The organism is Cuneatibacter caecimuris, assembly GCF_004216775.1.
Classification (GTDB): domain Bacteria; phylum Bacillota; class Clostridia; order Lachnospirales; family Lachnospiraceae; genus Cuneatibacter; species Cuneatibacter caecimuris.
Genome location: NZ_SGXF01000004.1, coordinates 287,805 through 303,194, shown reverse-complemented (window position 1 = coordinate 303,194; position 15,390 = coordinate 287,805). Strand labels below are relative to the sequence as shown.

The 15,390-nt window shown below is 49.9% G+C and carries 6 protein-coding genes; all 6 read right to left on the bottom strand.

The window, feature by feature from the left end; all coding sequences use genetic code 11:
• The 6 genes from EV209_RS11480 to EV209_RS11455 all read right to left on the bottom strand — a co-directional run bounded on the left by EV209_RS11480 (nucleotide 1) and on the right by EV209_RS11455 (nucleotide 15,287).
• The gene (locus EV209_RS11480) at nucleotides 1–4,311 is read right to left on the bottom strand and encodes a CBM96 family carbohydrate-binding protein (protein ID WP_130435601.1); all 4,311 of its coding nucleotides are present in this window, start codon (nucleotides 4,309–4,311) and stop codon (nucleotides 1–3) included.
• A 93-nt stretch (nucleotides 4,312–4,404) separates the two neighbouring features.
• A complete protein-coding gene (locus EV209_RS11475) occupies nucleotides 4,405–5,907 on the bottom strand; it encodes a sensor histidine kinase (RefSeq protein ID WP_130435600.1) in 1,503 nt (500 codons plus the stop codon).
• A gap of 11 nt (nucleotides 5,908–5,918) precedes the next feature.
• Entirely contained in the window at nucleotides 5,919–6,602 is a 684-nt protein-coding gene (locus EV209_RS11470) for a response regulator transcription factor (RefSeq protein ID WP_207220606.1), read from the bottom strand.
• Nucleotides 6,595–7,863, bottom strand: a complete 1,269-nt coding sequence (locus EV209_RS11465; RefSeq protein WP_130435599.1) for an extracellular solute-binding protein — start codon at nucleotides 7,861–7,863, stop codon at nucleotides 6,595–6,597. The genes EV209_RS11470 and EV209_RS11465 overlap by 8 nt, the downstream gene beginning before the upstream one ends.
• A 22-nt stretch (nucleotides 7,864–7,885) precedes the next feature.
• The gene (locus EV209_RS11460) at nucleotides 7,886–8,797 is read right to left on the bottom strand and encodes an AEC family transporter (protein ID WP_130435598.1); all 912 of its coding nucleotides are present in this window, start codon (nucleotides 8,795–8,797) and stop codon (nucleotides 7,886–7,888) included.
• A gap of 247 nt (nucleotides 8,798–9,044) precedes the next feature.
• The gene (locus EV209_RS11455) at nucleotides 9,045–15,287 is read right to left on the bottom strand and encodes a LamG-like jellyroll fold domain-containing protein (protein ID WP_130435597.1); all 6,243 of its coding nucleotides are present in this window, start codon (nucleotides 15,285–15,287) and stop codon (nucleotides 9,045–9,047) included.
• Between the last annotated feature and the right edge of the window lie 103 nt (nucleotides 15,288–15,390).

Below are 15,390 nucleotides of genomic sequence, written 5' to 3'. Positions count from 1 at the left end.
TTATCTGGTTCTCTTTCTAAACTGGCTTACTGCTGCAGCCCCGGCTCCGGCACATCCAACTGCCAGCAGCATCAGATAAAACCATATAGAGGTATGATCTCCTGTAGGAGGAGTCTCGTTTTCTGTGGTGCTCTCGCTCTCGGATGGTGTCTCCGCTTCTGTGGTGCTCTCGTCCTCGGAAGAGGTTTCTCCTTCAGTGGTGCTCTCGCTCTCGGATGGAGTTTCTCCTTCAGTAGTGCTTTCGCTCTCGGATGGAGTTTCCGCTTCTGTAGTTGTCTCCTCCGGAATCAGATCCAGGCCCTCATAAGCGGCCTCCAGTATAGCCAGAACATCATCTATCAAATCCTGGTCGTTCTTTGTCAGATCTGTCCTTTCCAGCAGCGTCACCGCCTTTTCCAGAGCTTCTTCGTATTTCTGAACCGACTCCTCAGTGAAACCGCTGAGGTCCGTATCCTTTACTTTATTCACATATGCCTCCAGCGCTTTGGTATCCGCTGGTTTCTGATATTCAACAGCTCCAATATCCCTGCCGTCTATCATTTCATTTCCCAGGATGTCCTGAGCGGGCGCGCCCACGATATCCTGCCCCGCGTCAATACAGGGAGACCCTTCTGTCAGCCTGAAGCCGGACAGTTTCTGGCGGAGCCCGTCTATAGATGGAGTCTGTGAAGATGCCGCAATCTGCTGCGCGGGAGCTTCCAGTTCAGGGTTTACAAAAATATTATTCCCTTCTGTCAGCTGCCCTTCCGTCCAGCCGCCTGCTGTAGTGAAGGCATCCAAGGGATACAGGCAGTTATTCTCAACGATACAGTCACTGCGGAATCCTTTTTGAGACAGCTTGCTCAGTGTCCCTTCCACATAGACAATATTATTTCTGAAATCTGCGCCCAATGCTCCGGAGTCCCCGCAGAACAGCTCTGTAGTAACGCCTTCTCCCACATAAATGGTATTGTTATAAATTTCCGGGATCAGTGAATTCCCGGCAGCAGCAGTCTGCCAATAGAAGAAAATCTGCTGCTGTTTTCCGGTTCCCCGGCTGACGCCGTATCCATCATTGGCGGACACATTATAGCGTATTACGCTGTCATACTGCGGCCCCATTGTCAACAGGAATCCGCCAAAATTGTCGTGGCTGTAGTTGTACTGATACACTGTGTTGTAGCACTGATTATCCACGTCGAAGGCTTCTCCGTCGTTATAAGCGTCCTTGCCGTTAAACACTTCGTTGTACTGGAATACCACATCCTTGCTGTAATGAACCCAGCATCCGGCATAGTTTGCAGCGTGCGTCTGCGTATGAGTATCAATGATATTGTTTTCTACCAGGCCCCCGGAGTTCACCTCGCTGATGACGATGGCGTCCCCATAAATATTTTCCAGGTAGTTATTTCTGAATACCACATTATTGCTGACAGTGGGATATGTCTCCCCACCGCTGGAGGTAAATCCTGTGGATTTATTCCGGATACCTTCCTTTGCAACATCCTTCACTGTGTTATTTTCTATCAGTACATCGTGAATTGCCGGTTTAGTGGTGTAAATCGCTCCCAGCTGCAGCCTGCCGCCGGAATAGACACCAGTATTGTTTCTTGCAAAACCCAACACAATGATGCCGCCGGTCATCTTGTGCGATCCGGAATATTCAGAAGCACTGGTGGGATAGCAGTTATGCACATAGCAGTTTCTAATCTGGATATGAGTCTGATCCCCTTTGGAACCGTCATTATAAACCAGAATGCCGGAACGGTTGGAGGAGTAAATCTCATCATTATTTGTTACTTCCAGTCCGTCAATCTCCCAGTAGGACTGATTCATCAGCTGAACTGCGCCTGTAAAATACTGCATGGAAGCATCACGGTTATCTGCCTCCGTAAAGGACGCGCCGGTCCCGTTCCCGTTTATCACCGGCTTTGCGCCGGTCCCGTATCCGGCAATCAGGATAGGCATCCCCTCCTGTCCGCTTCCCTTGGGCCAGAGCTGTCCATTCCATACGCCGCCGGCCTTCAGCAATATTTTATCTCCGGGCAAAAATCTGGTGGCGTTCACTTTATCCAGGCTCTTCCAGGCTGTTTCCGGAGAGGTCCCCTCCGCGCTGTCACTTCCATTTGGATCTACATAATAGCTGATCCCCGTATATCCTTCTGGCAGAACCACATTAACTGTCAGTACCGCCTCTTTTCCATATTCAGGAACACTGCCTTTTACCGTAAAGCTTCCAAGCTCATCCAGAAGTTCCGGCTGATAGCTGTCCCACACCACAGGAGACTTCACTGTTTCGCCGGAATACAGAAGCACGTCTACCGTTGCAGGCAATTCGGGAGTTTTTCCAAGCACCACGTCAACGACAGGGTTCTCCACCTCTTTAACGGTCAAAGTATGGAACGCAATCTTTGGATGCCCGGTATCCGCTTCTTTTGTGGCAATATTGAAATCCCCCTTGCTGTCCACATCCTGCCCGGCCAGCTTAAAGGAAAAAGTCCTGTTTCCCTTTGCAATTTCCCCCATCACATACTCTGTCACATCGGCCTGGACATATGTACCGGCATCTGCTTTCAGTACCTCAAACGTTGCCACAGGAGTTTCCTGAAGCAGCACAGGGGCTGTTTCCCAGGTCACATCCGCCTCATTCCAGTTATTATCCACTGCATAAACCAGCACGGTACGGCTGTGTGAATCGTTTGTGCTGGCAATAAAGAAGTCCAGCGTAATATTGTTAAATTGAGTAATGTCAAAATCATCCGGAACTGTAAAACGTACCAGGCCATTGCGGCTGTACGCCTCGGAATCCTTTTTAACGGTCATCACCGGGCCTGTACCGTCATGGTCTCCATTGCCTCTAATGAAAGCGTCGGCCACTGCCGTAAACTTATCTTTATCTTCTTCCGGGTCCGGGCCGGGTTCGGGTTCGGGATCGTCCTTGGTTCCCCAGAACAAAACAGGCACTTTCGAGCCGTCGGCATAGTCCTTGGAATAAAAATCCATTCCTGAGTTGGAACCTGCCCCTGCTCCGTCCCCTTCAGGGTTTTCCTCAATAATCAGCTGGAATGTAATCAGCCCGTTTTCATCTGCATTGGACAGGATATTGCTCAGCGGTATATCCACATATTCCGGGATACCAGCAGTACCGTCCACCACAACCTTCCGCGCCAGCAGAGTTTTGCCCGCCGGTTTGTCCGCCCACTTCATCGTACCGCCTTCCGTCCAGCCATTGCTGTCCGCCGCGTATACATTGAACCAGGTCAGCTTATTGCTGTTCATGTCTTTTATATAAAGCCGCAGCGTTCCGTCCGGATTTTCCTGCCCGGTTCTTGCCGCTACTTCTGACACATCATATTTCATGTAAATTATTCTGTGGAATCCGGAATCAGCCGGATAGTTTTTCAGCCTCAGCTGGGACGCGTCCCGCGCGCCGTCGTTGTCCTGGGCATAATCGTCCGCCTGGGGGTTCAGCTCTACATAAGATTCTGCTGAAGGCTGCTGCTTTTCCCAGATCATTACCGGCGCCTTGGAACCGTCACCATAATCCTTGGAATAAAAGTCCATTCCGGAATTGGAACCAGCTCCCGCTCCGTTTCCTTCAGGATTTTCCTCAATGATGATCTGGAAGGTGATCAATCCGCCCGCGTCTGCATGAGCAAGTACGTTTTTCAGCGGAATATCAATATACTGGGGAACGGAAGTCCTGCCGTCCGCCACAACCTTCTGCGCCAGTAAGGTCTTTCCTGCCGGTTTATCCTCCCACTTCATCGTACCGCCCTCAGTCCAGTCATTGCTGTCCGCCGCATACACATTGAACCAGGTCTGTTTATCGCTGTTCATCCCCTTTATATAAAGCCGCAGCGTTCCGTCCGGGTTATCTGTACCGGTTTTTGCCGCCACCTCTGACACATCATATTTAATGTACACAATTCTATGGAATCCGGGATCGGCGGGATAATTTTTCAGCCTGAGCTGAGACGCGTCCCTGCTTCCGTTATTATCCTGAGCATAGTCATCTGCCACAGGCGTTAAGACCATCTGGGCGCTGTTATCCGTCAAAACTTCCGGAAGATTCTGCTGCACCCCATTTAGTCCCGTCTCTATGGCAGCCGGTTCCGGCGCCCCCGCTTGAGCAGTTGATTCAGGCAATATCTCCGGCATCCCCGTTTCAAACTGTGATTGTTCCGGCTGCTCTGCGCCCTGCTCCGCAGAACTCCCGCTTTCCCGCGCCTGGTCCTCCGCCCCTGCGGCAAAAGACTGGAAAGCCATGCTGAGAATCAGCATCACAGCTAAAATAACAGATAACATTCTTCTGCTTTTTCCTCTTTTCACTCTTGAATCCTCCTTTTCCTGATAATTAACCCAGTTTATAACATTATATCAAATCTATCTGTCCCGCTAAGTAGAAAGATTTATTCCCCCCTTTCATATCAAAGGAAGACTGACAGAAAACGTAGTTCCTTCCCCTACTTTACTGTCCACTGCAATGCGCCCGCCATGAGCCTTTATCACCCGGTGGCAATAGGCCAGCCCAATTCCCCAGTTATTAGAACTTCCTTTTGTGCTGTAAAACGGAATAAAAATCTTCTCCCTGTCTTCTTCCGCAATTCCCGGGCCATTATCCGAAATCTCAATAACTGCCCAGCCCTTGTTCTTTTTTAAACGTATGCAGATCTGCCCCCCATCCGTATCCCTCAGCGCTTCCTCTGCATTTTTCAGCAAATTTTCCAGGACTTCTTCCATAGATTCCTCATCCAGAAACGCCATACCAGGTTTCTCTTCCGGCTGGTAGACCACAGGAACCCTTCCGCTGTTTTTATTCCACTTATCCAGGACGCTGTCCACCGCCGCGTCCACAGGAAGCAGCTTCATGGATAAAACCTTATGTTTCAGCTGCTGATTAGCTGTCTCCAGCATCTGCATGCAGATGCCGCAGGAATCCAGAATAAACCCTGCGCTGCTCTGAATCTCCTGCTCCTGCGGGTATTTCTCTGAAAGGTAATCCACCTCCTGACGGATTCCCTGAATATGATTTTTCATCGCATGCGTCAGCGTATTAATTCCCATTGTTGCCGTACTCATTCGAGTCTCAATGTTAATCTGGTCTTTTTGATAATAATGTTCCATGGTGTGGAATTTCAGTACCAGGACAATCAGCAAGAGATATAACACTAAAAAGACGACATAGAACATGCTGTTCGAAAGAATACCCACATTCAGGCTGGGAATCAGGTAATTCCAAAACCCCGGCTTCATAGTCAGACGTACCAGGCTCTGGGGCAGCCAGAAGAACAGCGCCATAAAAAGAACCACCAGCGGCACTACGCAGCTGATATTCAGCAGCGTGTACATCTTCAAAAAACGTACCTGGGGATATCTCACATAATAATAGATCAGCAGCCAGGCGCCGGCCAGACAGTAAATCACATGCTGCCCCCTGAAGATCCAGCTGCAGACTTCGTTGAGCATCTGATAGTTGCTCCAGGACGCCATGCTGTATCCGCAGAATATCTCCTGCAGCTTCAGCTGCGCCGCAGGGTCAAAATACAGGATCTCCAGCACCGCCGGAATCAGCAGCAGCAAATAAATTCTCTTTTTATCCCGGTTCCGGCCTGTAAATGCCAGAGCAAACCGTACGGTAAAATAATAAAACAGCGCCACGCTGAGGTTCATTCCCCGGATCAGCAGATTTTCCGGCATGTCAATGCGCAGAACCAAATAATTCCACACTCCCGGAGGAATATAAAAGATCTTGTTTACACTGCTCCAATACGCGTTTTGCCTGCTGAGATAAAAAACGAGAAACAAAAATGCGCAGAACCAGCTCACCATCATGGCACAGAGAAATCTCGCGGACCTGCTGGAACGGTTTTTAATCACCGCCAGGCAAGTAAAAATTAAGAAAAAAACAGACGCATAAATAACCATAGATTTCCTCTTTACAGTTTGTCGATCATCTCAAACAGGTTCAGCCTCTTCAGCATCAGGACGAGCTCTTTTGTGCTCCCCTTGTCAAACTTTCTCAAAATACTGTTAATCTGTTTTTTAATCGTGTCCTGTTCCACACATCTGGCCTGGGCGATCTGCCTCCGGCTTTTCCCTTCTCCCAGAAGCTGCAGAACCTGGAGTTCGCTTGGAGTCAGATCCGATATGATCTTAATTACCATCAGCAGGCTGTTCTCCAGCTCTTTTATGCGCTGAAACTCATTACGGATCTTTCTTGCAATCATCGGGCGTATCGGAGAAGCATCCTCGTACGCCGAAAAAATAGCCTGCACAATTACATCATCCGGCTCTGTTTTAATTACATAATCTACAATTCCGGTCTGAAACGCGGCAAAAATTACATTGTCGTCTTTATGTACTGTCAGCATGATAATCTTAATATCCGGCAGCCTCCGGTTGATCTCCTTTGCCGCCTCAATCCCTGACATATTGTTTTCCATTTGAATATCCATCAGGATAATTTCAGGATGATGTTTTACTGCCTGTTCTATTGCTTCCCTGCCGCTGGCAGCCTGAGCAACCAGCTCCAGCCTTTCCTGCGCCTCCACAATTCTTTCCAGCCTTCTCCTGTGCACTGCCAGATCGTCCACGGCCATTACACGAATCCGTTCACTCACTGCCTTCCACCACCCTTCTGATCCTCATGGCGATCACCTCAAAAGTCTCCTCTACGGAGCGCCCCTCTATTAGTGTTCTGGCGCCTTCCTCTGCATAAATTCTATTTTTGATCTCATCCGCTCCTTCTATTGTGGGATTTTCAAAATACATTTTAGATTCCAGCAAAATCCCGATATTCTTTGGGTTCAGCCTCCCGTCGCCCAGATAGATTTGTTCAATGTCGCTGTCAAAATATGCCGGCAGGCTTCCGCCTGATGCGTATACCGCCGCCCCCTCCTTGCCAGCCATGTACTTTACAAATTTCCATGCGGCTTCCGTCTCATTGCATCCGCTCCAGATTCCCACAGTATTGGCTGTTCCCCAGGTCACGTTAGCCTCGCTTCCCTCAGGATGAGGAATTGCAGCCACATCCCACCTAAAAGATAACTGCCCTACCTTTTCCATATCCCGGAGCTGTGAAATCATATAATCCCCGATGACACACATCGCCGCCGACTCATTCACAAAATCCGTCCTGTAGTTTGATCCCAGTTCAAGGCTCTCCCGATAAGTACGTATGCTGCCGTCCGCCTCCAGCTGCTGCCGGTAGCGCAAACCTTCCGCAAACGGGGACAAATCCACGTCAATTATCGTGGCCCCTTCCTGAAGGCCCAGCCCATACCAGCACTGAGGCCATGTATGAAGATAAGCTCCATACTGCCGCTTCCTGGCGTCCGTCATGCGGTAAGCCAGCCAGCGGAATTCTTCCCAAGTCATGTTGTTTCCGGGATAGCCTACGCCCGCTTCATCAAATAAATCGCAGTTATAGTACAGCACATTTGCAGTTTTTTTATAAGGCAGGCCATAGGTAAGCCCCTGATATTTCATATCATCATACAGGGGGCCATAGGCAGAAACATCCACCTCATCCCTCCTGATCAGGTCAGTCAGATCCAGCAGCCCGGCCTCTGTGATGCAGGCGGTGAACTCCGCATTATTCTTACATGGAATTACATCCAGGGTTCCTCCTTCTTCCAGGTACCTGTATACATCCTCCATATAAGTGTCAGAACTGAAAACCACCATCCTGGCGGACAGCCCGGGATACTTTCTGGAAAAGCCTGCTGTCAGCTCGCTGACTTCATCCATCTCATCCGCCCAAATCGCAACCGTTATCTCTGCCTGCCGCCCCAGCGTCTCTGAGCCTGTATCCGCATTTTTTCCGCAGCCAGCCAGCAGCAGGCAGGCTGCCAGCAGCAGACTCCATCCTTTTTTGTCCATTTTTCCTGCCTCTCAAAGATAATTACAGCATGATCACCAGCAGCAGCGTAATGCACACAATGCTGATCAGTATAGAGAATGAATTCACCGCGCTGGAAAGTTCCACATCTCCGCCCAGCGCCCCTGTATAAGCTGTAGCCACGCTGGAAACAGGCCCGAACGCGATAATAGCCAAGGCCTGGCGCACAGGAAGCTCAAAAGGCAGTAAAAAATAGAAACACAGGCACAGCACCAGGGCTGTCCCATAGCGCAGCGCCAGAATACGGGCCATGCGGGCCAGCTTACTCTTTTCAAGCCTGATTTCAAACCCAATCCCAATCATCAGAAGCGCCAGGAAAGGATTGGCGTTTCCTACCGTTTGGGCAAAAGTCACCACTACTGACGGCAGCTCTAAATTTAAAAGCACCAGCAGCGTCATAATCAGATATGCGTCAAAGGGCATGGAAGAAAACAAGGTTTTTACCATACTTTTTACGGAAACCTTCCCATTCTTGCCCTGAATCGCTGACGCCACGCTGTAAGTAAGCCCGGTGCACATCACCGCGTTTCCAGTGTCAAACAGGCTGCAGGCAGCAAAGCCCGCAGGCCCCAGAAAACTCTGGACAAACGGAAGCGTAAAATTCCCAATATTATAACCGGAGGAATTCACCGCAGCAAAAGCCTTTTCTTCCCTGCTTCCCCGCAGGCTGATCAGATATCCCAGCCCCACCATCAGCACATTGCATCCAAACCCTATGGCGCACAGCATGAGAAGGGAAGGTTCCATGGAAATACTGCTGAAATTATAAATAATCGCACAGGGCAGAGTGATCTTCACCACAATTTTCGAGATCAGATAAAAATCCTTCAGCTGGAAAAACCCTTTCTTCTTTAATATATAACCCATGGCAATCACCGCCGTAAAGGCCAGCGCCTTTAATAGCACATCCAGCATCCCCTGATCCTCCAGTTTTCTAGCTTAGTATACCCTATTATAAAATCAAACCGGGAATTATTCAATAGGAACCGGTGGTTTCAGGAATAAAGTACATTTTATTTCTAAAAAAAGTAAGCGGATTCGCTTGATTCTGACTGGCCGGAAATTTGCTTTTGTCTATTTGCGCACAAAATGTTGCTGCACAGAGAAAGGGCGCCCTTAAAAACGGCGCCCTTTTTCAGCTTATTTTCTTGTACCTGTAAAATTATTTTTTATCTTTCTTTCTCTTTCTGCTGACAATCTGCATTGCCACCACAGAACCAGCCACTACGATAAGGGCGATAATCATCACGACTAACGGCCACTTAAAGTTGGTGGTATCTCCTGTATCCGGAGTCGGCACGCTGCTCTCTGCTGAAGCAGGAACCAGTGCATCAATCGCATCATTCAACGCTTTTGCTGCTTTATTAATCCTGGCCTGATCCTTAGATTCCATAGCTGCTTTTGCTTCATTCAAAGCCTTTTCCACTTTGGAATAGCTTTCTGCAGTATAATCTGCTGCTTTCAGCATTTCAGCCCTTCCGATCGCTTCTTCCAGTTTTTCTGTATCGACTGTCCCTTCAGAATCGGAGCTGCTTTCCGTTTCTGTTTCGGTTTCAGTAGGATCTGTAGCGTCAGTAGCGTCAGAACTGCTCTCTGTTTCGTCAGGATCTGTAGCATCGGAACTGCTTTCTGTTTCGTCAGGATCTGTTTCTGTGGGATCTGTCTCTGTCTCAGTAGGATCCGTTTCGGTCTCGGTAGGGTCTGTTTCGGTAGGCGTTTCTTCTTTCTTCAAGTAGGTGACTGCCACCGGGCCTTCAGAAAGTACCTTCATTGTTATGCCGTCATTGCCATATACCAGGCTGCTTCCGACATTTACGCCAACTTCTCCATCCCAGATTCCGGCAACTGCAAACTGATAATCTTCTGTTGCACTGCTTCCCTCAGGATACTTAAATGTTATTTCTACTCCCCCTGCAGGAAGATCATTCTTATCTGCCTCAGTCCAGGTAAGCCCTCCGTCTCTGCTGACAGTAATCCGGATATTGTACAGATCGTATCCGGTTACATCGCCGTCCAGCGCCTTGCCAGCCTCTGCAAGCATTGCTTCCTTCATTTCATCCAGTGACGCATACTTATCCTGAAGCTTCTCAGGAACCTCTGTCAATTCTTCAACTGTCTGCGCAATCATGGGAGTCCCAGATGCTTTGACCACAGCCAGCCAGCTGATTACAGGCGCCTGGTCTCCCGTGGATGTTACCGTATACCTCACGGTCTCTTCCGCTTCCAAAGTGAACCGGAACACATTGGTTGCATTCACATTTCCAGAGTTTATAGAAATGTTGCCTGCATTTGTCACCTGATCTCCCACTGTCAATGTTGCAGCCATGGGACGGTTCATGCTCCACCACTCGCGGTGAGCGGAAACCAGGGTATACGTTCCTGCGGGAAGAGTGAAGTCATAAGAAAGCGTTTCCCCAACTTCATTATTTTTCCCGTATATACCAGTTGCTGCTTTATCTGCTGTTCCACTGTAGCCTTTCGTTCCGGCATCGCGGTCCACCAGTCCCCAGGTGTTTTCGTCTGTCTTGAACTGATCAGAAACTCCATTGAGCAGCTGATCACCCAACAGCGCTTTTACCGCTGCAAAAGGTTCTGTCGTAGCGTCTGCCTTGGGGCTTGCCTCGACCGTATCGATAAAGTAAACTGTAGACTCCGGAACAACTTCTACCTGTGCGCTCACGCTGAGGTAGGTTCCGACCACGTCTCCCTGTACAATCACGGTTTCAAATGCTTTAGAGAAATCAGCAGCTTCCAGGTTCCACTTCACATCAGCTTCTACCTGTTCCCCGCCATAAGTCTCTACCGTCACTGTTTCAGGCAGAGCAGGCGTCTTGCCTACGGCTACAGCCTTGCAGGCTGCAGGTGATATGACCTTAACCGCTTCATCTTCTCCGGGTGTATATCTGGTTCCGACTTCCTCCGCATTCAGCGCCCGGTTGAATACTTCAATTTCATCGAAGCTCCCCTTGAAATAGCCGTCGCCGCTGTAGAAGGAACGTCCCAGATAAGCCTGTACGTTCTTGCCGAAGTCCAGAACCTGAACAGTCTTTTCAACTGTACCGATTGCCTTTCCGTTCTCATAAAGAGTCATCTTATCCGGCTCTACCACCAGCGTCATCGTGGTCCAGCGGTCCACATAGGTCTGATCTGCTGTTGCGCTGATCTTTTCTTCCTTACCATAACTTTCTTTTGTGATGGCCACATATGCATCCTTGCCTCTCACACGTTCGAACAGATACTGCTGATCGTTCTTGCCTACCGCAAAGGTAAAGAAGTTTCCGCTGCTCATCTGACTGTTCACATGGAAGGATACAGTAAAGGTATCTCTTCCGTCAAAGCTCAGCGCCTTCGGGTCAATTGCAGCATAGGTTCCTGTGCTGCCGTCCAGGGTCAGGCGGCCGCCGTTTTTAATCGTGCCCGCGGAGTTGCCATAGAGGATCAGGCCCTTATAGGCGTTAGCAGAATTTGCCGCAAATACCGGTTCTTCCTGAGGGTCCTCTGTATTGGGCTCCAGCAGATTCTCATAAGTGCTGATCAATGTCACTCGCGCGATATCTACTCTTTCCTGAGTCGCGTTCTCATCCTCCAGGGCGTTCAGAGCCTCTGTCCTGGCTGCGTCAAACGCATTCCAGGTAGCTTCTGTATAATTGCCCTGCTGGGTATCTTTATATTTATTATATACTTCCTGCAGGCTGGCTTTATCTGTAACGCCGCCGATTCTGTCCGCATAGCTGTAAAGCGCGTCCAAAGACAGCGTTCCCGACTTCACTACAACCTTTACTTCATGTTTGGCATTGCTCAGGCCGGTCATTGTATAAACTTCGTATCTGCGGCCCGCGGCCTGAATCGCAGCCGTATCCTTCAGAACTCCGTCCACATAGATATCCAGCTCTGCGCCTGCGGAATTCGGTCCGATCAGCGCGAAACCTGTGCCGTTTACAGGGAAGGTAAAGCTTGCGCCAGCCGCCGTGTTCTTGGAGATCGTGCGGTACCAGTTATCAGCGCTTCCGCTTCCGGGATTGTCAATACTCCAACTGCCTTCATATACAACACTATCGTCCTGTCCGTCGATCATGGAGGTAGCATAAGGAATATACCCCTTCAGCGTTTTAACTTCCAGATTGTCAAAATGTGTCTCTGTCCATCCGCTGGCCAGTTTAATTCTGCCTGCCAGCATGGGCTGGCTGTCCACATACTGCACAACCAGTTCGTCATTGATATAAGCCAGGATCGCGGAACCGCGTCCTTCCATGGTAAGATGATAGGAATCTGCTGCCGTCACATTGCCCTGGGCCACGACTGTGCTGTAGCGCTTCAGATTCCAGCTGCCGTCAGGCTTTACGGTAAGCGCATAACCATCGTCATTGGTTCCCATACCGCCCTGGCTGCGGATCACAAGGGTCGCATATCCTGTCAGCTTCGTCACGTCCACGCTGGCGGCATAATTCATCCAGCGGAAATCTCCCAGCATGGTCATGGGATCTCCGCCGTTCCACTGGTTTATACCTGCAGAAAGCTTCTGAACCAGTTCGCCGTTTTCCACAATCCAGGCTCCATGGCTGTCCAGCAAATATCTGGGCTCATTTCCCCGGGATTCCAGGTAATCTGTCTTTTTGCTGCTGCCTGTTTTTGCGTTATAAACATCAACGTCAGGCTCTTCAGCATAATCAAAGTTGTCAGCATACAGATATTCATCTGTAGTCACATTGTTTTTCCTGCCTGTGCTGTCTGTATCCAGCACATCGCGGTCTTCATTATGTATTCCCTCTTCGGGTACACGCAGAGGCTTGGTATCTGTCAGTGTAGTCGCTGTTACCACACTGTATGCAGGTACGGATACATACCACACGCCATCGGTTCCGGACACCAGTCCCTTATCCGCCATATAGCTGTCCGTGGCTGTTTCCCATACGCGCAGCTTTGCGTCTCCGGCTACCTTCAGGCCTTCAGACGTAATGCGGAAGGTTTTCGCGTTCTGTGTGTTATTTATAAAAACGGTTGAAAAATCTGTTCCGTCGGGAGCGGCCAGCGTCATATAACTGGCGTTTCCGTTAATTCCCGCTGTCTGGTGTTCATTATCGCTTCCTCCAAAGGAGCCGAAGCTGGACTGGGGAATTCCACGCCAGATCCCTGCCGTATTGTCGCTGTTTTCCCAACCGGTCTTGGCAAAGGCGCTGAAATGAGCGATCATATACAAGGCCGGATCATAGTGGATATAGCCGGACCAGGGATCGCGGGCGCTGACCAGTTCCTTGTGGCCATACTGGATTCCTTCATAGAAGCTTCCGATGGCAGGCTGGAAAATGTAATGGGTCCTTCTGGAGGCGGCAAAGGAATTCAGATAACCGTCGATCATTGCCAGAGGTCCCTGATAGCCGCCGATGCTCTTGTAGCCGTAGGCAGACGTCTTGTTTTCCTGCAGTTCAGAATAACCGAATGTTGCGCAGGCTTCGCTGTACCACACTTCTTTATCGTCCACATCAGCCATCTTTACATAGTCGTCTGTTGCATTGGTGCGGTAATGGAAGCCAATGATATCCACTGCATTATAAAGATCCTCGTCCGACCGCATCTTGGGAACAATATTCAGAGATTTATTCTCATCCGATGCGATGATGCGGATGTTGTGATAGGCCTCACGGGCGCTTTCATCCATATAGGCCGGGAATTCCGTCTCTGTCGCGACGCGGTTTTTATACCATTTAATAAAGGCCGCATTTGGATTGGAGGTCTCGTTCTTATCCGGATTTACAAAATCCACCACATATCCATACTTCTCATAGGCATCAAAAATAGTTTCTCTGAACCATTTGTACAATGCCTCATATCCTTGGTTATCAGTATTATTATTCCACTTGTTTTTAACCCAGTTAGGCATTTCCCAGTACAGGATACTTACCTTTACATCAGGGTTGATTTTTTTCGCGTCTGCAACCATTACGAATCCGGGGGACCTGGAGGCGTCGGCCTCTTCATCCTCAAAACGCATGGTGCATGCTTCCGCACCGGTAGAGTTATTGCCGTCGTTGCCCATCTCCATCTTAATATGGGAGAACAAAGGATTCTCTCCGCCGAACAGGTAATTCATCATTGCCCAGTACTGCTCCGGATTTTCTGATTTATAATCCAGCAGCAGATTACTGGTGCTGTTGCCGTTGAGCATTCCCCAGCCTTTATAGGTCAGGCCGTTCACATTCTGAGCCGCCGCTTCTACATCTTCGCCCTTGATGATGATGTCGATGGGCTTAAGCCTGCTCAGCTCTCCGGTCATCTTATTTGCCAGTTCATCGATGCGGTTCTGGTCCACATCGGCTGCGGAACCGTTCAGAATGGCCTCCGCTTCCGCCACCATGGCTTCCAGCTCCGTCGTATCCAGGACCGGGCCGCTGCTCAGGTATGCTTTTGCCTCTTCCAGAACCTCTTCCAGCTTTACGGTATCAACCAGATTATCCTTGGCTGTTTTCCGCTTCTGCGTTTCAGCAACAGCCGTCTGCTCGTCCAGGGCCTGGTCCACAACCACAATGTTGTCATACCGGCCTTCCTGCATATAGCTGGTGGAGAAAGAGCGCCCGACCATAGCCGTGATGCCGCTCATGGTGCTCAGGCTGAAGCCTACGTCCGCTACCTCCGCGGCCTTCTTGCCGTTCAGGTAAACAGTTACCGCGCCGTTTCCATCACCGGTTTCCTGATACACCAGCGCCAGGGCATTCCAGCCGTCCTTAACAATTCCGCCGTTCAGCGCTACATTATTAGTGCTGATTCCCGATTTATTGCCGCCGTAGCCCAAGTTGCCGGACCAGGTAGGAACGCGCAGGCTGTTTGCATTGGTTCCAATGGTAAAGGCAGCGCGTTGATCCGTTGTGCCCGGATCTCCGCTGGGAGAATGCATCTCCACATCAGCCAGCAGCGTGAATTCCTTGCGCCCGAAAAGATTCTGAGCGTCCTTAATTGAAGCATGATGCTTATTTTGGTTGTTCCACTGTGTATTCAGCTCAAAAACAGTACCGCAGTTGGTCACTTTTGAAGTCACTGCGCCTTCCGCGTAGGCCAGCCCGTCCTGATCCTCCAGAGGGCCTGTCACATTTCCGGGCAAATTGCTGTCTGCAGCATATAAGCCCGCCCCATCCGTTTTCTGCGTCTCCGCAGGCCCGGAAGTCTCTGTTTCGTCCTCTGTTTTCTGAGCGGCCGAACTCTCTGTCCCAGTTTCGCCCTGTACAGTTTCTTCAGCAGACGGTATTGTGCCTGTGTCCCCTACAGTGGTCTGCTCTTCTGTCTCAACAGCGCCGGACACAGTCTCCTCCTGCGCCCAGGCCGTGCTGTCCAGCGACGGTGCAAAACAAGTAAGCACCATTGTTGCTGTCAGCGCTGCGCACAAAAACCGCTTTCCCTTTTTCCTTCTTCGCATTTCTGCAACTCCTTCCCTGTTAATCCCTTTTGTTCCTTCCTCTCTTTAACCCTCGCCCAATCGCCTGTGTCGCCCTCACATAAGGCCGGAGCATTTCGTTAAA

What these genes read in the sequence shown, in the direction of transcription:
- EV209_RS11455 (WP_130435597.1), bottom strand. Translation starts at nt 15,287, where the DNA reads ATGCGAAGAAGGAAAAAGGGAAAGCGGTTTTTGTGCGCAGCGCTGACA.
- EV209_RS11475 (WP_130435600.1), bottom strand. Translation starts at nt 5,907, where the DNA reads ATGGTTATTTATGCGTCTGTTTTTTTCTTAATTTTTACTTGCCTGGCG.
- EV209_RS11460 (WP_130435598.1), bottom strand. Translation starts at nt 8,797, where the DNA reads ATGCTGGATGTGCTATTAAAGGCGCTGGCCTTTACGGCGGTGATTGCC.
- EV209_RS11465 (WP_130435599.1), bottom strand. Translation starts at nt 7,863, where the DNA reads ATGGACAAAAAAGGATGGAGTCTGCTGCTGGCAGCCTGCCTGCTGCTG.